The 19,136-nt window shown below is 30.2% G+C and carries 17 protein-coding genes; 5 read left to right on the top strand and 12 right to left on the bottom strand.

From position 1 onward, the window contains the following. Nucleotides 1–71 precede the first annotated feature (71 nt). The 8 genes from rpmI to purB all read right to left on the bottom strand — a co-directional run bounded on the left by rpmI (nt 72) and on the right by purB (nt 10,433). Nucleotides 72–263, bottom strand: a complete 192-nt coding sequence (rpmI, locus tag CORN_RS00175) for a 50S ribosomal protein L35 (protein ID WP_012660788.1) — start codon at nt 261–263, stop codon at nt 72–74. A gap of 76 nt (nt 264–339) precedes the next feature. Beyond that, nucleotides 340–1,434 (bottom strand): DNA adenine methylase, encoded by a 1,095-nt coding sequence (locus tag CORN_RS00170; RefSeq protein ID WP_066007686.1) that lies wholly within the window; start codon nt 1,432–1,434, stop codon nt 340–342. 34 nt (nt 1,435–1,468) lie between these two features. Next, complete coding sequence (gene infC / locus CORN_RS00165; RefSeq protein ID WP_039617082.1) at nt 1,469–1,990, bottom strand: translation initiation factor IF-3; 522 nt, start codon at nt 1,988–1,990, stop codon at nt 1,469–1,471. Next, a complete protein-coding gene (gene thrS, locus CORN_RS00160; protein ID WP_066007838.1) occupies nt 1,987–3,798 on the bottom strand; it encodes a threonine--tRNA ligase in 1,812 nt (603 codons plus the stop codon). The genes infC and thrS overlap by 4 nt, the downstream gene beginning before the upstream one ends. Before the next feature lie 106 nt (nt 3,799–3,904). Then, complete coding sequence (locus CORN_RS00155; protein ID WP_066007684.1) at nt 3,905–4,711, bottom strand: undecaprenyl-diphosphate phosphatase; 807 nt, start codon at nt 4,709–4,711, stop codon at nt 3,905–3,907. Next, on the bottom strand, nt 4,708–6,693 hold the full coding sequence (locus CORN_RS00150; protein WP_066007683.1) for an OPT family oligopeptide transporter: 1,986 nt from the start codon (nt 6,691–6,693) through the stop codon (nt 4,708–4,710). Before CORN_RS00150 ends, CORN_RS00155 begins: the two co-directional genes overlap by 4 nt. A 15-nt stretch (nt 6,694–6,708) precedes the next feature. After that, nucleotides 6,709–9,084, bottom strand: a complete 2,376-nt coding sequence (locus CORN_RS00145) for a ribonucleoside-diphosphate reductase subunit alpha (protein ID WP_066007682.1) — start codon at nt 9,082–9,084, stop codon at nt 6,709–6,711. Between the two features lie 20 nt (nt 9,085–9,104). Continuing rightward, nucleotides 9,105–10,433, bottom strand: a complete 1,329-nt coding sequence (purB, locus tag CORN_RS00140; protein ID WP_066007681.1) for an adenylosuccinate lyase — start codon at nt 10,431–10,433, stop codon at nt 9,105–9,107. Between the two features lie 79 nt (nt 10,434–10,512). On the opposite strand from purB, the gene CORN_RS00135 reads away from it, so the two are divergent. Next, nucleotides 10,513–11,415, top strand: coding sequence for an RluA family pseudouridine synthase (locus tag CORN_RS00135; RefSeq protein WP_066007679.1), 903 nt, complete (start codon nt 10,513–10,515; stop codon nt 11,413–11,415). On the opposite strand, the gene CORN_RS00130 is transcribed toward CORN_RS00135, so the two are convergent. The 4 genes from CORN_RS00130 to CORN_RS00120 are packed head-to-tail and all read right to left on the bottom strand — an operon-like array spanning nt 11,412 to nt 14,131. Then, entirely contained in the window at nt 11,412–12,422 is a 1,011-nt protein-coding gene (locus tag CORN_RS00130) for a radical SAM family protein (protein WP_066007678.1), read from the bottom strand. The two genes, CORN_RS00135 and CORN_RS00130, sit on opposite strands and share 4 nt — an antisense overlap. Beyond that, nucleotides 12,412–12,522 carry a hypothetical protein gene (locus CORN_RS08415; RefSeq protein ID WP_094750293.1) on the bottom strand — a complete coding sequence of 37 codons (111 nt, stop codon included), beginning with the start codon at nt 12,520–12,522 and terminating at the stop codon, nt 12,412–12,414. Before CORN_RS08415 ends, CORN_RS00130 begins: the two co-directional genes overlap by 11 nt. After that, nucleotides 12,519–13,589, bottom strand: a complete 1,071-nt coding sequence (gene rlmN / locus CORN_RS00125; protein WP_066007673.1) for a dual-specificity RNA methyltransferase RlmN — start codon at nt 13,587–13,589, stop codon at nt 12,519–12,521. The genes CORN_RS08415 and rlmN overlap by 4 nt, the downstream gene beginning before the upstream one ends. A gap of 8 nt (nt 13,590–13,597) precedes the next feature. Continuing rightward, entirely contained in the window at nt 13,598–14,131 is a 534-nt protein-coding gene (locus tag CORN_RS00120) for a nucleoside phosphorylase-I family protein (RefSeq protein ID WP_066007671.1), read from the bottom strand. A 90-nt stretch (nt 14,132–14,221) separates the two neighbouring features. Here CORN_RS00120 and rsmA point away from each other — a divergent pair, with 90 nt between their 5' ends. The 4 genes from rsmA to CORN_RS00100 all read left to right on the top strand — a co-directional run bounded on the left by rsmA (nt 14,222) and on the right by CORN_RS00100 (nt 19,130). Beyond that, the gene (gene rsmA / locus CORN_RS00115) at nt 14,222–15,043 is read left to right on the top strand and encodes a 16S rRNA (adenine(1518)-N(6)/adenine(1519)-N(6))-dimethyltransferase RsmA (RefSeq protein ID WP_066007669.1); all 822 of its coding nucleotides are present in this window, start codon (nt 14,222–14,224) and stop codon (nt 15,041–15,043) included. Then, entirely contained in the window at nt 15,009–16,967 is a 1,959-nt protein-coding gene (locus CORN_RS00110; protein WP_066007667.1) for a ribonuclease J, read from the top strand. Before rsmA ends, CORN_RS00110 begins: the two co-directional genes overlap by 35 nt. A 64-nt stretch (nt 16,968–17,031) precedes the next feature. Next, entirely contained in the window at nt 17,032–18,372 is a 1,341-nt protein-coding gene (locus CORN_RS00105) for a hypothetical protein (protein ID WP_066007665.1), read from the top strand. Further along, nucleotides 18,369–19,130 (top strand): pseudouridine synthase, encoded by a 762-nt coding sequence (locus CORN_RS00100; protein ID WP_066007663.1) that lies wholly within the window; start codon nt 18,369–18,371, stop codon nt 19,128–19,130. The genes CORN_RS00105 and CORN_RS00100 overlap by 4 nt, the downstream gene beginning before the upstream one ends. Nucleotides 19,131–19,136: the final 6 nt, after the last annotated feature.

Genomic DNA, 19,136 nt, shown 5'->3' with positions numbered 1-19,136 from the left:
GTTAAACGAATCTTGCCCTTTAATTAAGGGGAGTTTGAATGACTTTCGTCAAAAACTAAATTTAAGCGAGCTTAAATTCCTAACATTTTTTCAACCGCTTTAACATTGGTTGAGTGAACATACTTAGAAGTGCGAAGATCACGCATTCTTTTAGCAGGTTTTTTAGTCAAAATGTGGCTTCTAAAAGCTGAGCCTCTTTTGATTTTATTTTTACCTACTTTGAAGCGTTTAACAGCACTTTTAACGCTTTTCATTTTTGGCATGTGTATCCTTTTGGATAAATTTTTTCATAAAAGAAAGCTATCATTTTACTACAACTATGCTTTAGAAAAATTAAATTCAATCTCTCTTTTTTAAAATATAAAGTTGCTCTTGTATATGCATAGAGCGTTTAGAGAGATTTCTACTAGCTCTAAAGGTATTATATTTTTGTTCAAGTACAAAACATTCTCCAAGACTTTGAAGTCTTTTTATGAAATTTTCTTTTTTTACAAAACCTTCGCAATTATAAGAAAGCAATACAATCTTAGCTTTTAAATCATTTATTAAATCAAATAAAGCATCTTCAGCTTTTTTTTCTTTATTAAAAGCACTGCGGTTCCAGTCTTTTGGTATGCCAGAAACCTTTGAAATTTCCTTTGGCTTTTTATAATTAGCAATTAAATTTAACATAAAATAATTTGATCCATAAGGGTGTTGATTATAAGGTGGGTCTAAATACGCCACATCAAAGATATCAAGCTCTTTAGCTAAAATATTTGCATCTTTTTGAAAAACCTCATACTCACAAGTAAAATTTGAAAAAACAGGCATTTTCAAAGCTATATCACCTTTTATACGACTTAATGCATTTGCACCATTTCCTCCAAATTTTCCCACTCCATTTTTATCTTTATAAAAACCTTTAAAAACCCCGCTTGTATTTGCATGCACGCTTGCTTCATAGATAAGCGGTGCGATGAAGTATTTTTGTATATTACTTGGCAGGCTTGAAATTTTTTCTCGCATAGAGTCTAAATACATAGCGTTTTTAAGCGTGTAAAAAACTCTTTCATCTTTTTGGATATGTTCATCATCATTTGGTGCATAAAGCTTGCTTATAAAGCCTTTTTTGAGTTTTAAACCAGAAATTAAAAAAGCATAATGTTTTTGTAATTCTTGTAAAAATTGTGTATTTTGATTGCTTAAATAACATTCATTAATGATTTTAGAATAATCTTCCAAATCATTTGCTATGATAAAACTCGCATAAGGCCTCACAAAACGCGAAACTACCCCAGAGCCACTAAATACATCACAAAAACTAAATTTGTCTTTTTTTAGCTCATTTTGTGCGAATTTAAAGCCTTGATTTAAAAACTCGAGCAAAGATCTTTTATTGCCAAGATAAGTTATGATTTGTTCTTTTAAAAATTGTGGATTTTCTTCTAGCATAAGTTTAAAATACAAGCCTTAAAAAGGCTTGCAATTATTTTTTCTTTTTAGGAGTTACTAGCATATTCACATAGCGTCCTTCGAGTAAAGGCTCTTTGTCTCTATCTGCTATATCTTCAACCATTTGCCAAATTTTTTCAAGCAAAGCTACCCCTGCTTCAGGAGAGCCCATCTCACGACCTTTTAAAAACACTCTAAATTTAACATGCTTACCTTGCTCTAAAAACTCACTTGCATGCTTAACTTTGTAGTTAATATCATTTTGAGCAATTTTCACAGAAAGTTTGATTTCTTTTATATCAATAACTTTTTGTTTTTTCTTTGCTTCTTTTTGCTTTTTTTCTTGTTGATAACGGAATTTTCCATAATCCATTATCTTACATACAGGTGGTTTGGCTTCAGGAGCTATCATTACCAAATCAAGCCCTAGTCTATTTGCTATATCTAGTGCTTCATCACTACTAATAATGCCATAAACCTTGCCATCATCACCTATACATCTGATCTCATCTGCTTGAATTTCTTCATTTAGCAATACTTCTTTTTCTTTACTCAAAAGCGTACCTCACTTAATTTCTCCTTTGTTAGGGTTATAAATTCATCTAAAGTCATTGTTTTTTGTTCTTTTGCTCTTCTATCTCTTAAAGCCACACTTTCATTTGTTACCTCTTCATCACCTAAAACAAGTATCATAGGCACATGTGCTTTTTCGGCAGTGCGAATTTTTTTATTTAAGCTTTCATTTTTATTATACACTTCACTATCAATGCCAAGTTCTAAAAGTTTTCTTGCTATTTCTTTTGCATAATCGTGATGATTTTGTGAAATAGGCACTATAGCTACTTGAGTTGGTGCAATAAAAAATGGCAACTCACCCGCACAATGCTCTACTAAAATTCCTATAAATCTTTCAAAAGAACCTAAAATAGCGCGGTGAAGCATTACAGGTTGTTTTTTCTCATTATCTGCATCTGTGTATTCAAGTTTAAAACGACTTGGTAAGTTAAAATCTACTTGTATAGTTCCACACTGCCATTTTCTTTTTAGTGCATCAGTGATTTTGATATCGATTTTTGGACCATAGAAAGCTCCACCGCCCTCATCAATGCCATATTTTAAACCTTGTTCATCTAAAGCTTCTTTTAAAGCCTTTGTAGCTATATCCCAAATTTCATCATCGCCTATTGCTTTTGCTGGGCGTGTTGAAATTTCCATTTCATAATCAAACTCAAAAGCCTTCATCAAAGTATCAACAAAGCTTAAAATTTCCAAAACTTGCTCTTTTATCTGACTTGGCATACAAAAAATATGCGCATCATCTTGGGTAAATTCTCTTACCCTAAAAAGCCCATGTAAAACCCCGCTTTTTTCATGGCGGTGGACTACGCCGTATTCAAAAAATTTCAAAGGTAAATCACGATAACTTCTAACATCACTTTGATAAATTTTAATATGCCCTACACAATTCATCGGCTTAATACCATATTCTTGCTCATCAATTTGTGTAAAATACATATTTTCTTTATAATTTGCATAATGCCCGCTAATTTTCCACGCATCAGCTTTTAAAAGTTCAGGCCCACGCACTGGCTCATAGCCTCTTAATCTATGTGCTTTATATAACAAATGCTCTAATTTACTTCTTAATTTTGCACCATTACTAAGCCATATAGGAAGCCCACCACCTATCTCATCATCAAAAGCAAAAAGCTTCATTTCATTACCAAGTTTTCTATGGTCTCTTTTTTTAGCTTCCTCTATGATTTTTAGGTATTCATTTAAACTTTCTTTATCTGCAAAAGCAGTGCCATAAATTCTTGTGAGCATTTCTCTTTTCTCATCACCACCCAAATACGCTCCAGCCACACGAGTAAGCTTGAAAAATCTTAAATATCTAGTATTTGGCACATGGGGTCCACGACATAAATCTTCAAATTCACCTTGTTTATAAATACTTACTTTCCCATCAGGAATTCTTAGTAAAACTTCTTGTTTTAAATCATCATTAGCAAATTTTTCTTTAACTTCGGCTTTTGAGAGTTCGTATTTTGTGATATCTAACTTTGCTTCTGCTAGTTCTTTCATTTTTTTTTCGATTTTACTTAAATCTTCTTCTGAAATCTTACTATCAACTCTAAAATCATAGTAAAACCCATCTTCTATCACTGGTCCTACGAAAAATTTAGCCTCTGGATACAAACTTTTAATCGCTTGAGCCATTAAATGCGCACAAGAGTGGCGGATAACTTCTAAACTTTCTCTAGAGTTATCAAAATAAATAGGAGTTAAATTTGTATCATTGTTAAAACTTTGAGTATCTATTAAAGTTTCATTATTTGCATATGCAATTATATCTTTTGTCATTTCTACCCTTAACACTCACTAACCTTGTGAGCTTAAATTAAAATATAAGGCTAATTTTAGCTATGAAAAACTTAAACTTTTTTTAAATAAAGGATATTTTTATATTTCAAACACCTGTTCTTGATATATCTAATACACCACTCATAAAAAGATATAAAAATACAAAACCTAAAATTATCCTATAAATTCCAAAAGGTATGAAGTTTATCTTACTGATTAATTTTAAAAATATTTTTATTACTACAAAAGCCACTATAAAAGCTGTTACAAAACCTATGGCTAAAGGAATGAAATTATTCATATTACTTAAAACCTGTGGTTCTTTATAAATGCTATAAGCTGTTGCGATAATCATAGTTGGTATAGCAAGTAAAAACGAAAATTCAGAAGCAACTTTACGATCAAGTCCAAGTAACAACCCGCCTATAATACTTGCCCCACTTCTTGAAGTACCTGGTATAATAGCAAGGGCTTGAGTTAAACCTATCAAAAAAGCTTGTTTATAACTTACCTCATCTAAAGAGTGAATTGTATAGTCTTTTTTTCTATGCTTAAGTTCTATGATGATAAAAATAATTCCACCAATTATCAACATAGTAGCCACGGTATAGCCGTTAAATATCTCCTTTAAAAACTTATACGCCACAAATCCTACCCCACCTGCAGGCAAAAAGCCCACAGCGAGTTTTAACCAAATATCAAGTTTTTGAGTTAGTTTATCTTTGAAAATAAAAATCACTGCTAGTATAGAACCAAGCTGAATGATAATGAAAAAACTTCTCCAAAAATCATCTATATTTAAACCCAAAATTTCAGCACCTAAGATCATATGTCCAGTAGATGAAATAGGTAAAAATTCGGTCAAACCTTCAATAATTCCTAAAATCAAAGCATAATAATATTCTAAATTCATTTTTTAAGCACTCTTCTTGCAAAAATTAACATAATCACTATAAATACTACAAAACCTATAATTCCATCATCTTTAAATGAAGTTGCAATAGCAAGTGGATCTTCAGCTCCACCTCTACTAATAGAAAGCACGGTTAAACCAGCTATTAATACTCCAAATATACTCTCACCTACTATTAGACCAGAGGCAAACAAGGTTCCTTTTTGCTCATGTTCTTGAATAAGCTCTTTTTTATGAGCATTTTTGGCATATCTTTGCTCCAAACGCTTTTTGATCAAATACGCCAATAATCCACCTATAAACAAAGGCATATTTACAGCAGGTGGCAAATATATACCTATACCTACAGCTAAAGGTGGTAAAGACATATTTTTCTTTCTTAATAAGCGATCAATGATAATTATACCAACACCTACAAAAGCACCTGCTATAATATAACTCCAATCAATATTAGCATTAAAAATACCTTGCGCTATAGTGCTCATTAAATTTGCTTGTGGTGCAGCTAGTGCATTTGCCTCATCCATTCCTTCTCTTGGTAAAGCACCTACAAAGCCATAAGCTTGATATAATAAATTTAAAACAGGTGCTATAGCTAAAGCTCCAAATACACAACCTATAATCAAAGAAACCTGTTGTTTCCATGGAGTTGCACCAACTAAATAACCAGTTTTTAGATCTTGTAAATTATCATTAGAAATAGCAGCAGTTGCCAAAATAACACTAGTAGTAAATATAGCAAAAGCAATGGCAAATTTAGACATTAAAGGATCGCCAAATAAATCTACTTGATAACCCAAAAGTAAAATAATCAAAGAAGAAATCATAATCCCTATAAGCCCTATGCCTGAGATAGGAGAAGATGATGAGCCCACTAAACCTGCCATATATCCACAAGCTGAAGCTACAAAAAAACCTATAAAGATTGCCACCAAAGTTCCCACTAAGGCAAAAAGAATTTGATAACCACTTGCTAAATTTGAATCAGCTACAAAAGCGTAAAATGAAATAAATAAACCTATACACATAAGCACAAATAATCCTAGCATAGCTTTTAAAGATAAATCCATATCTTTAGGATCTTGCGAAAGATTTAGCGAAGTTTTTTTAAACATATTTTTCATACCATCATACACAGGATTTGCAAGCTCTATTAAAGTCCATAAAGCTGCTATAGCTATGGCACCCGTTCCTATTAAACGCACTTTTTGAGCCCAAATTTGATTAACTATATCAAGAGTACTTAAACTCACATCAAAACTTTCTTTAGCAGAAAAATATGGCACAAAAACCATCCAAGCAAGCATCATACCTACAAGCAAAGCAACCCCACCAGCTATACCTACCAAATATCCAGCACCCAAAAGTGCCACTGAATATCCCATAGAAAATCCAAAAGCCATTTTTTGCCACATAAAAGCAAAACTACTTCCACTTGAAAGCAACTTAAAACCACTTGAAAAAAGACTTATCACAGAAGCAAATGTCACTCCAAGTGTAATTTCTTTCAAACCAACTTTTCCTTTTTTATCGGCTTGATCTTTATTGGCTACTTTTAAAATTTCAGCAGCAGCTCTTCCTTCAGGATAGGCTAATTTACTCTCTACCACCATAGCTCTACGCAAAGGTATAGTAAAAAGCACACCTAAACCGCCTCCACAAAGACAAAGCATAAAAGTAAGCCAAAGTGGAAATTCAAACCAATACCCACACATAAAAAGACCAGGTATGACAAAAATCACAGCCGAAAGAGTTCCTGCGGCTGAAACTTGAGTTTGAACCATATTATTTTCTAAAATATTAGAGTCTTTAAAGATTTTTAAAACAGCCATTGCAATCACAACAGCAGGAATAGAAGTAGAAAAAGTAAGACCTACTTTAAGCCCCAAATATACATTTGAGGCAGTAAATATAATCGTTAAAATACTTCCTAATATTATACCCCTAAGCGTGAGCTCCGGTAGTGAGTTTTTTGTATGCATTTTGTTTCTCCATTTTTATTGACAACCTTCACACTCTATAGTTCTATCAACCACACCATCATTTACTTTTTGACTATCAGGACTTTCACTTCTAAGATAATAAGTTGATTTAACGCCTAATTCCCAAGCAAGTTGATAAATTTCATTTAAATATCCACCGCTTGCTTTATCTAAAGAAACAAAGATATTTAAAGATTGACCTTGATCAATCCATTTACCACGAATCGCTGCAGCTTTTACTAAGATTTTTTGATCAAGCTCATAAGCAGGGGTATAATACTGCCAAGTATTAGCACTTAAATTTGGCACAACGGTTGGTATCATACCGCTTAAGTTTTGCTCAAACCATTTTCTTTTATATACAGGCTCAATTGTTTGAGTAGTACCCACTAAAATAGAAATAGAAGAAGTTGGTGCTATAGCCATTAAATAACCATTTCTTATACCATCTCTTTTTAGTTTTTCTCTTAATTTTTCCCAATCACACTCACTTTGATCAAATAAGCCATCACTTGCAGTAAGTTTTTTAGCATTTTCATTTGCCACATCAATTGGTACTATACCTTTACTCCATTTTGAACCTTCAAAGTCAGGATAGCTTCCTTTTTCTAAAGCTAAATTTGAACTTGCTAAAATAGCTTCATAGCTAATCATCTCCATAATACGATCAATTTTTTCAAAATGCTCATTAGAACCCCAATAAATTTGAGTCTCGGCTAACATTTGTGCTTCACCCATTACACCAAGTCCTATAGCACGAGATTTTAAGTTGGTATTTTTTACTTTTACATGAGGATAAAAATTTAAATCAATCACATTATCAAGCATTCTTATTGCTGTTGGTACTACTCTTTGAATATCTTCTTTGGTATTGATTTTACTTAAGTTTATACTTGCTAAATTACAAACGGCGGTTTTTCCTTCATTTTTATATTTTTCTACTATATAAACTTTTTTACCATTAATACCATCTAAAGTAGAAACTTTCTTAGCAAGCTTTTTATAACCACCATCTATCATAAGCTCTTCATCTTCATCTAAATGAAGCTCTGTTTTGTCATCAAATACAATTTTGACTTGATAATAATTTGGGTCTGTATTTTGAAAAATTTCTGTACATAAATTTGAACTTCTTATAATCCCTACATGTGAATTTGGATTTGCCTTATTAGCACTATCTTTAAAACATAAAAATGGCATACCTGTTTCAAAATAAGAAAGCAATATCTTTTTCCAAAGTTCCTTTGCATCTATAATTTCTTTAGCTATATTTTCATCTTTTTCAAATTCTTCATATTTTTTCTCAAATTCTTCACCGTATAAATCACATAAACTTGCTGTATCAGCAGGATCAAAAAGTGTCCATTTGCCATTTGCCCTTACTCTTTTCATAAACAAATCATTAATCCATAAAGCAGGGAAAAGCTCATGTGCTCTTCTTCTTTCTTCGCCTGAATTTTTACGCAAATCTAAAAAGTCATTGATATCCATATGCCAAGGTTCAATATAAACAGCAATTGCACCTTTTCTAGTACCAAGTTGATCAACAGCAACAGCGATGTCGTTGGTGATTTTTAAAAATGGTATAATCCCGCCTGCTGCATTTTTATGCCCATCTATGCTTCCACCCATAGCTCGCACTTTAGACCAGTCCCAACCTATACCACCACCAAATTTAGATAAAAGCGCCATTTCTTGATAAGAATCAAAAATCCCCTCTATATTATCAGGTGTGCTTCCTATATAGCATGAGCTTAGCTGGTGTCTTGTAGTTCTTGCATTTGAGAGAGTTGGAGTTGCAAGCATTACTTCGAACGTAGAAATAAGATCATAAAATTTCTTAGCCCAAGTTTGAGAATCTAATTCATTTTGTGCTAAAAACATTGCGATAGCCATAAACATTTGCTGTGGTAATTCTATAGGCATACCTTTAGAATCTTTGATCAAATATCTATCATATAAAGTTTTTATACCAAGGTAAGTAAATTGTAAATCACGCTCTGGTTTTATATAAGCATTAAGATCATCTAAATCATATTTTTCTTTTAAACCAATTAAAATCCTACCTTCTTTTTCGCCTTTTTCAAGGTATTCTCTTAAATGTTTATATCCATTATAACCACTTACTTTTTTATATAAATCATATAAAAACAATCTTGCAGCAACAAAGGTCCAATTAGGTCTATCAATATCTATTTTATCTACTGCTGTTTTTATAAGAGTTTGTTGAATTTCTTCTGTTGTTATACCATCACGAAATTGAATTTTTGCATCTACTTCAAGTTCGCTTTGGCTAACATTTTCTAAATTTGCCACTGCATCTGTGGTATATTTTTTAATCTTAGAAACATCTAACTCTTCAGTTCTACCATTTCTTTTTAATACTTTCACTCATAACCCCTAATAATTTATTATTTAAAAGTTCTTGCAAAAATTTTATCTACATTTTTAGTGTAGTAATTATAATCAAAGCATTTTCTAATATCTACTTCACTTAAAGATTTTTTCAAGTCTTCATCTGATAATAAAGCTAGCAAAAACAAACTCTCGCCTTTTTCATTTAAAGCAGGCTTGCCATTTTGCAAATCAACCCAAACTTTCATAGCATTTCTTTGAACGATCTTGTAAGCTTCTTCTCTGCTTATACCTTTAAATGGAAGCTCAAGCAATACCCTTTGAGAAAATACAAGCCCGCCAGTTAAATTTAAATTTTTCATCATATTTTCTGGATATACCAAAAGTTTTTCTATCACACCGCATAATCTTGAAAGCATAAAATCAGTCGTGATAAAAGCATCTGGCAGCACAAATCTTTCTACGCTAGAATGCGATATATCTCTTTCATGCCATAAAGCTACATTTTCTAAAGCAGGTGTTACATAAGCTCTTATCATCCTACAAAGTCCTGTGATATTCTCACTTAAAACAGGATTTCTTTTATGAGGCATAGCTGAACTTCCTTTTTGTCCTTGAGAAAAATACTCTTCAGCTTCGTATACTTCTGTTCTTTGAAAATGTCGGATCGCAACAGCAATTTGCTCACAACTTGAAGCTAAAATAGCTAAAGCTGAGATAACTTGTGCATAACGATCTCTTTGTATGACTTGGTTTGAAACTGGCGCTGGTTTAAGATCTAAGTTTTTACAAACTTCTTCTTCAAATTCAAGTGGAGCATGGGCAAAATTCCCCATAGCACCGCTGATTTTTCCATAACTAATAACTTCTTTTGCATGAATGATTAAATCTTTTGCATGAACTAGCGAATCATACCAAATAGCCAAAACCAAGCCAAAAGTTATAGGTTCTCCATGAATTCCATGACTTCTTCCTACCATCAAAGTATTTTTATGCTCATAGGCTCTTGTTTTAATCGCTGCTAAAACTTGATCCAAATCTTGCAAGATTAATTCTAAACTATCTTTAATCTGCAAAGCAACCGCAGTGTCAATACAATCTGAACTTGTCATCGCATAATGCACAAAACGACTTTCTTCACCCAAACTCTCGCTAACACTAGTTAAAAAAGCTATAACATCGTGTTTGGTAGTCTTTTCTATCTCATCTATTCTTGCTATATCAAATTTTGCATTTTTTATAATCTTTTCACAATCATCATCTTTAATAAGACCGAGTTTATTCCATGCTTTCACAGCCGCTAATTCTACTTTTAACCATGCATCGTATTTTGCTTGCATATCCCATTTTTTAGCCATGATTTCTCTACTATATCTTTCAACCATTTTCAAGACCTTTTTTTGTATAATTTTTTATGAAAAAATAGCTTAAATTCTATTATAAATTACCTAAGAAAGTTATTAAATGGCATATATTAAAAAGAAACTATCAAGCAATGGAAAAAAGGCATTTAGACTGCTTATGGATGAGTTAAAAATTTCTATGCGTGAAGCACAAAAACTCATTGATAAAAAAAGGTTATTTTGTGATGGAAATTTAGTAGAAGAAAAAAATAAATTTTTAAATGGTTTAGTAGAACTAATCATATATGAAAATAATCCTAAAGGGCTAGAAATAGTTTATGAAAATGAAGATTTTGCCATCGTGGAAAAACCAAGTGGAGTGCTAACTCATCCTAATGGACGTAATTGCACTTATAGTCTTTGTGATGAAATTTGGCATTTATGGGGCGAAAAAGCTTGTGTGGCTCATAGACTAGATAAAGAAACAAGTGGACTTTTGCTCATAGCAAAACATAAAAATGCACAAATTGAGTTAAAAACTATGTTTGAAAAAAGATTAGTGCAAAAAAGCTATCTTGCACTAGTAAAAGGAAAAACCAAAGAAGAATTTATAGTAGATAAAAGCATGGATTTAGCTAAAGACTATAACATAGTTAAAACTAGAATGCATATTTGCGAAAATGGCAAAGAAGCTTTAACACAATTTTACACTTTAGAATATTTTGAAGATTTAAATGCTAGTTTAGTTTTAGCTAAACCTCTAACAGGAAGACAACACCAAATAAGACTGCATTTGTTTCATGTGAAACATAAAATTTTAGGTGAACCTTTGTATGGTTTAGAAAAAACACAAATAGAGAAAATATTAGATGGAAAAATGAGTGATATCGAAAGAGCTCGAATCACAGGTGCTAAAAGACTGCTTTTGCATTCTTTTAGCTTAGAATTTACATATAAAAATCAAAATTTTTTGATACAATCTCAAAAAGATATAAAAGATAAATTTTTAAAAAATCTACCTTAATATTTTTCTAATTTTAAAACTTTATCAGTTTGAATTGCAATTGGAATTTTTTTAATAGGCTGACTAAAATCTCTACAATAATCACAAGATTTGTAAAAATCTTGTGAATAAAATTCAAAAAATCTTTCTTTAGAATCTTCTAAATTTAAAAAATCACCATCAAATTCTTCAAGTCCTTTTAAGCGTGATAAAGAACTTGATATAGGACAAACGAAAACAGCTCCTTTAGGTGCTAATTGTTTATTTTCTAAGCCTTCAGAAGTCATCAAGCTCACACATGACATTTGACAATTATAATAATTTTTGATTATATCTTCTTTACTTCTACCACGCTTGTAAATTTTATCTATGTCATACCAATAATCTATTGTGTTATAAGAAAATGCTATATTGTTTTGTTTAAGCTTACTCAAAATACTTTCTTGTTTTAAAGGTATTTTTAAATTTGGAGATTTTCTATAGTCTGAAATACTTATTTTTCGTGCTTTTCTCGATTTTTTAAATTTCAAAATCAAATCTTCCTTAAAATCAATAGTTGCATTAGTTAGAATATCAAAAGTTAATATTTTCTTCTGAGTATCTAAATAGTCAATCAATTGTGGCAAATCTTTAAATAATAAAGGTTCTCCACCTATAATTCTAACCCTTGCAATAGAATCTACCTTAGATAGTAACAATTCTAGTGATTCTATAATACCCTCTAAGGTACAAGTGTATTGATTTGATGGTGAAAAATACTGCATCAAATTATTACAAGATTCGCAGCGCAAAGTACATCTTGTAGTTAAAACTAATTCTAAATAAGGAATATCCACCTTACCCTCCAAAACTCTCTTTTCAAAGTATTTTTTCAAGTAAAATTTTTTCATCAAAGCAGCATAAGGAACTTTAAAAATTCTAGCAATCCCTCTTTTACCATTTAAATGAGAAAAATACCAAGAAATATTTGGCTTTATATATCTATTTTGAAATAATTGATTTTCTAATAATTGTTTTTTATTTATCATTATTTTTCCCTTCGCTTTTTAATACATAAATAATCCCACCAAATCCTATAATCACCACTATACTTATAAAAATAAGTTGGGCTATATCTAAAAAAGTCATTGTTTACTCTGCCTTTCTTTAAGCTGCCCACATGCAGCTGAAATATCAAGTCCTTTGCTTTCTCTTATCGTACAAGTAACACCCTTAGCACTTAAATAATCTTGAAATTTAACCGCATTTTCAACACTTGGTCTCTTATATAAACTTCCTTCGTGTGGATTAAAAAGTATTAAATTCACTTTAGCTTTTATACCATTTAAAAGTTTGACTAGTTCTTTTGCATGTTCTATTTTGTCATTTATCTCATCAATTAAAAGATATTCAAACATAACTCTTTTACGCTGATCTATAGGAAAATTTCTCACCGCTTCCATAATACTTGCTATGTTATAAGCTTTATTAATAGGCATTAATTCACTTCTAAGCTCATCATTTACAGCATGAAGCGAAATAGCTAAAAGTACACCTAAATTCATTTCTCCAAGCTCTTTGATCTGCTTTGCCAAACCACTTGTGCTTATAGTTTGTCTTCTAGGGCTTATTGCTAGGGCATCATTATCGGCTAAAATTTTAACTGCCTTAGAAACATTTTTAAGATTATCCAAAGGCTCACCCATGCCCATATAGACTATATTAACCCTTCTTTCATAAGGTATGTTGTTATGTTTTTTAATCCATAAAATTTGTCCTACTATTTCCCCTGCGGTCAAATTTCTTTTCAAACCATCTTTTGCTGTTAAACAAAAACTACATCCACTTTTACAACCCACTTGAGAGGAAACACAAATGGTATATCTTGCATGTTTGATGATTTTTCCATTTTTATCTACAAGTTCTTCTTTCATAGGAAGTAAAACAGCTTCTATTTTTTTACCATCTAAAAGTTCAAAAAGATATTTTATACTACCATCTTTACTTTTTTCATCTTTCACACATTTTAAAGGTGAAAAATGAAAATTTTCTTGTAAATATACTCTAAAATCTTTTGGTAAAGATGACATTTGTAAAAAATCATCTGCGTATTTTTTATACACCCATTCAAAAATTTGCTTTGCTCTAAATTTTGGTTGGACTAAATTTTCTAATTCTTCTTTAGTAAAATCTAATATATTTTTTAATTCACTCAATTTTTTTCCTATATAAGTTTTTTATCTAACAAAAAATCTTTTAATAATTCTTTTGCTTTTTGATGGTTTTTTAAAAAATCTTCATGTGCAAATTTATTACAAAAATTTGTCGCGCATAAATAACAAATTCCTTCTATCTCTTGTATTTTTGCACAAGAAAGCACTGCATATGCCTCCATATTTTCTATATGCATACCTTTTTTAAAAAATTCTTTGGCAATATTTTCATCTTTACAAATATAATTTGAAGAATTAATCATAGTTTCATGTGAAACATTTAATCTAATCTCACTTGCTATAGGCGTATAAAAACTATCAAATAAATCTGCGTATTCTAAATTCGCTGCGTTAGAGCTTTCATAAATATCTAAAATTTTTCCTTCTTGATAAATTCCACATGTACCTATAAATATCACTCTATCTACTTTTACTTGACTTAAAATTTTACCTAGAGAAAAAGCAGAATTAACCAAACCTATGCCTATACTTTGTGCAAATTTAAAATCCTCATTTCCACCTGCACATACTATAAGATTTTTCAAAAATTAGCCTTTATAAAAAATAATTCAAATTTTATCTAATTAGTGCTTAAAATAATGCTATAATTAATATTTTTTAGATAAAATAAATTTATGATAAAAGCAAAAAAACATTTTGGACAGAATTTTTTATGTGATAAAAGCGTGGTAGATAAAATCATCCAAGCCATACCCAAAGATACTAAAAATATAGTTGAGATTGGGCCTGGCTTAGGTGATTTAACGCAAGAACTTTTGAAAATCCCACAAGCTCGCATTAGAGCTTATGAGATTGATAAAGATTTGATTCCTATTTTAAATAAAAAATTTCAAAATGAGATTGAAGGTGGAAATTTTGAGCTTATCCATCAAGATGCAAGTGATGCATTTAATCAAGGAAGTTTAAGCGATAAAGAGTACTTTTTAGTAGCAAATTTACCATATTATATTGCTACAAATTTGATTTTAAAAGCCCTAGAAGATCAAAATTGCCTTGGGCTTATAGTAATGGTGCAAAAAGAAGTAGCACAAAAATTTTGTGCAAATGAAAAAGAGAGTAATTTTTCGGCTTTAGGAGTACTTTGTGCATTAATATGCCAAAGACAAATGCTTTTTGATATACAACCACAAAGCTTTAACCCTCCACCAAAAATTACTTCAGCTGTAATGAAGCTAATAAAAACTACTCATTATCAGCAAAAATGTGAAAATATAAAAGCTTTTAAAGATTTTCTTAGAGTTTGTTTTCAAAATCCTAGAAAACAACTCTTATCTAATTTTAAAAATAAAAAAGAAAAAATTTTAAAAGCATTTGAAGCACTAAACATCTCTTCTACCTCAAGAGCTCATGAAATTAGCGTTGATTCATACCTTAAAATTTATAACTATTTAAAGGATGACTATGAGCGAAGAAAACAAAAATCAAGAGCAAAATAAACCTAAAAAATTTAATAAATTTAGAAATAAAAGAAAAAAAGACTCACAAAATCAAGAACAAAATAGTGAAATTAAAAATGAAACAAAAGTAGAAAATACTCAAGCTGAAAATAATGAAGAGAAAAAGAAAAAGAAAAAAAATAGAAATTTACCTTCTAAACTAAATGGTAATGAAGAATGGCAAATAGAACTTGCTAAAAGCATAGAAGCTAATAAAATCATGCATGAGCTAAGACTTTACCCTTTAAAATATAATAACTCAAGTGAACACAAAATTCGTATTACTCCTTTGGGTGGGCTTGGAGAAATTGGTGGAAATATTACTATATTTGAAACCAACAACGATGCAATTATTGTTGATATAGGTATGAGTTTTCCAGATGGAACCATGCATGGAGTAGATATTATCATACCTGATTTTGACTATGTAAGAAAGATTAAAAACAAAATTCGTGCTATCATCATCACTCACGCTCATGAAGATCACATCGGTGCTGTGCCATATTTTTTCAAAGAATTTCAATTTCCTATCTATGCAACACCTTTAGCACTAGGTATGATTTCAAATAAATTTGAAGAGCATGGTTTAAAAGCTGAGCGTAAATGGTTTAGACCTATAACAAAAAGACAAATTTATGAAATAGGTGAGTTTAATTTAGAATGGATTCATATAACCCACTCTATCATCGATGCTTGTGCTTTAGCTATTAAAACTAAAGCAGGAACCATCATTCACACAGGAGATTTTAAAATAGATCAAACACCAATCGATGGTTATCCAACGGATTTAAGTCGTTTAGCTCAATATGGTGAAGAAGGTGTGCTTTGTCTTTTAAGCGATAGTACAAACTCATATAAAGAAGGTTATACAAAAAGTGAAAGCTCCGTAGGGCCTACTTTTGATCAAATTTTTGCCAAAACTAAAGGCAGGGTAATCATGAGTACCTTTAGTTCTAACATCCACCGTGTATATCAAGCTATTAGCTATGGTTTAAAATATGGTAGAAAAGTATGTGTTATAGGGCGTTCTATGGAAAGAAATCTCTATACTACTATGGAACTTGGCTATATCAAGCTTGACAGAAAAATTTTCATTGACGCAGATGAAGTAAGCAAATATAAAGATAATGAAGTACTAATTGTCACAACAGGAAGTCAAGGCGAGACCATGAGTGCTTTATATAGAATGGCAACTGATGAGCATAAATTTATCAAAATCAAACCTAGCGATCAAGTTATCATTTCAGCTAAAGCAATACCGGGTAATGAAGCAAATGTTTCTGCTGTGCTTGATTTTCTTTTAAAAGCAGGAGCTAAAGTAGCTTATCAAGAATTTAGTGAAATTCATGTAAGTGGACATGCTAGTATAGAAGAACAAAAGCTCATGCTAACTTTAGTAAAACCTAAATTTTTCTTACCAGTACATGGAGAGTACAATCATATCAACAAGCACAAAGAAACCGCACTAAAATGTGGCATACCTGAAAGAAATATCTACTTAATGAGTGATGGAGATCAAGTAGAACTTTGCCAAAAATACATCAAACGTGTAAAAACAGTTAAAACAGGAAAAGTCTTTGTAGATAATCAAATCAACAAACAAATCGCAGATGATGTGGTAATTGATAGACAAAAACTAGCAGATAGCGGTATAGTTGTCATCATCGCTCAGCTTGATAAAGCAAGTAAAACTCTTATTAATAAGCCAAGAGTATTTAGTTATGGCTTGGTAGCTGATAAACAAGATGGAGCATTCTCAAAAGAAATGAGTGATGTTTTAAGTCAATTTTTCCCTAATGTAAAAGATGAAATTTTAGATAATCCGAAAGTTTTAGAAGCTCAAATTAGACAAGTACTAAGAAAGCATATTTTTAGAAAAATCAAAAAATATCCAACCATAGTACCAACTATTTTTGTGATGTAATTACCATCCAAAGTTTTTTACAATAAAACTTTGGATAATTTTAAATTTTCTAGAGTTAAAAACAATGAGAAATTTAAAAAATGATTGTTTAAAATTATTAAAAAATAATATATCCTATTTCTTCATTTTTTTACTACTATATTTTTTACCAAAAATCAATGAATTTTTTAGAATTTATTTTATACAAAGCGATATAAACCAATTAGATATTCTTTCTCAAATAACTTGGCTTCAAGCTACATTAGAAATATTGCAAGCCTTTTTAATTGCACCATTATTCTATCTTTTGGAGCAAAATAAAAAAAATCCACTAAAAATATTTTACTTTGTTTTACTTTTTTGCTTTTTATTTATTTGCATAGGATGGAGCGGAGGTATTTGGTTAATTGCAAAAATTGTTAATTATGATATAAATTCACACTATCTATTTTTATATTTTCAATGGCTTAATGGTTGCTTAGAATTTGTTGTATTGTTTTTTACCACCTTGTTTTTAATAAAAGAAAAAAGAAACATACTAGTTTTATTTGTTTCATTAAAATTTACCATTAGTTTTTTTATAGATCTTATTTTCTTAAACTATACAGATTTTGGTGTATATTCTGTAAATACAAGCTCTATTTTTTCTAATTTAGTATTAATAGTAAGTAGTATATATTATTGCGTACAAACAAAAATTTTTATATATAAGTCTTTAATAAAAAATTACAAAATCTACTATATGTATATTAAAAAACAATTCTTTTCAAAAGAACATATGTATCCAGCTATAGAACAACTCTTAGACAACACATCTTATATAGTTGTAATTTTAACAAGTTTAAATCTAATGCACAAAAATAGTGAATACTTTACAGCTATGGCTTATTTTTGGGGAATTATACTTGCTTTGATTTTAAGTTTTGGCAATATTATTCAAAAAATTATTGCAGGAAAAGATAAAATTTCTTTTAAAAACAAATTGATTTTTGTATTTTTGACAAATAACATTTTTGTATTTTTATTTATCACAAGCTATTTTTATATTGATATCATAGCAAATTTAGTAGGATTAAATTTAAATAACCAAATTTCCAACATTATAAAATCTCTTTATCTTGCTTATATTATTTTTCATTTAAGTTATAGTATAAAGTGTATTTTTTATGCTTTAGGACTTTTTAAATTTACATTTTTGATAAGCATTATGGTAAATGCATTAATATATTTACCATATTATTTTTCTCAAAATACTATAAAAAATATCGATACCATAATCAATATTTTTTCTAATGGAATATATTTCAATTTTATTGTTTCTTTGATACTTTTCATGTTTTTAATTTCTTATAAAAAGCAAATGCAAATAATAAAAATGTTAAAATCACGAATTAATTTTTCAAACAAACTAAGGCAAAATAAATGAGAATTAATAAATTCATCTCACACAATAGCAAATATTCTCGCCGTGAGGCTGATGAACTAATCAAGCAAGGCTTAGTAAAAATCAATAAAAAAACAGCCTTGCTAAGTGATAGTGTAAATTCCGAAGATAAAGTTTTTATCAATGGTAAAAAACTCCATAAAAAAACACAATTTTCAGTCATCATTTATCATAAACAAAAAGGTGAAATAGTTAGTAAAAAAGATGATAGAGGTAGAAAAACCATCTATCATACTTTGCCAAAACAATTTAGTACTTGGCTTAGCATAGGAAGGCTTGACTTTGCAAGTGAAGGTTTACTTTTACTAACTGACTCACCTGTGATAGCAAATGCACTTATGCATAGTGATTTAGAAAGAGAATATTATTTAAAAGTAAAAGGCAGCATAGATAAAAATGTCATCGAAGCTATGCAAAATGGCTTAGAAATTCAAAATGAAAAAAAAGGAGCTCACGCTAAAACCAAAATAACCTCAATGAGTTTTGCTCCATTTTTAGGCTTTGAAATTTTTGGTTCTAGTGGAGGCTATACGAAGCTAAAAGTAATCATTAATGAAGGTAAAAATAGAGAGCTAAGACGTTTTTTTGGGTATTTTGATTTAGAAGTGATGGATCTTAAAAGAGTGGCATTTGGGGCATTAGATCTTGGCATGTTAAAAGCTGGAAAGTATCGTTACTTAGAAAATAGTGAGTATGAAAAACTACGAGATTTTCTAAAAACAAACGATGTCAAATATTAAAATTAA

The sequence above is a fragment of the Campylobacter ornithocola genome (assembly GCF_013201605.1).
Classification (GTDB): domain Bacteria; phylum Campylobacterota; class Campylobacteria; order Campylobacterales; family Campylobacteraceae; genus Campylobacter_D; species Campylobacter_D ornithocola.
Note: the sequence above shows the minus strand (reverse complement) of the source record. Positions and strands in the feature narration are given on the sequence as shown.

Bases quoted from the DNA above. Each gene is read 5' to 3' on its own strand.
- rpmI (WP_012660788.1), bottom strand. From the start codon at position 263: ATGCCAAAAATGAAAAGCGTTAAAAGTGCTGTTAAACGCTTCAAAGTA.
- CORN_RS00170 (WP_066007686.1), bottom strand. From the start codon at position 1,434: ATGCTAGAAGAAAATCCACAATTTTTAAAAGAACAAATCATAACTTAT.
- thrS (WP_066007838.1), bottom strand. From the start codon at position 3,798: ATGACAAAAGATATAATTGCATATGCAAATAATGAAACTTTAATAGAT.
- CORN_RS00155 (WP_066007684.1), bottom strand. From the start codon at position 4,711: ATGAATTTAGAATATTATTATGCTTTGATTTTAGGAATTATTGAAGGT.
- CORN_RS00150 (WP_066007683.1), bottom strand. From the start codon at position 6,693: ATGCATACAAAAAACTCACTACCGGAGCTCACGCTTAGGGGTATAATA.
- purB (WP_066007681.1), bottom strand. From the start codon at position 10,433: ATGGTTGAAAGATATAGTAGAGAAATCATGGCTAAAAAATGGGATATG.
- CORN_RS00135 (WP_066007679.1), top strand. From the start codon at position 10,513: ATGGCATATATTAAAAAGAAACTATCAAGCAATGGAAAAAAGGCATTT.
- CORN_RS00130 (WP_066007678.1), bottom strand. From the start codon at position 12,422: ATGATAAATAAAAAACAATTATTAGAAAATCAATTATTTCAAAATAGA.
- CORN_RS08415 (WP_094750293.1), bottom strand. From the start codon at position 12,522: ATGACTTTTTTAGATATAGCCCAACTTATTTTTATAAGTATAGTGGTG.
- rsmA (WP_066007669.1), top strand. From the start codon at position 14,222: ATGATAAAAGCAAAAAAACATTTTGGACAGAATTTTTTATGTGATAAA.
- CORN_RS00110 (WP_066007667.1), top strand. From the start codon at position 15,009: ATGAGCGAAGAAAACAAAAATCAAGAGCAAAATAAACCTAAAAAATTT.
- CORN_RS00105 (WP_066007665.1), top strand. From the start codon at position 17,032: ATGAGAAATTTAAAAAATGATTGTTTAAAATTATTAAAAAATAATATA.
- CORN_RS00100 (WP_066007663.1), top strand. From the start codon at position 18,369: ATGAGAATTAATAAATTCATCTCACACAATAGCAAATATTCTCGCCGT.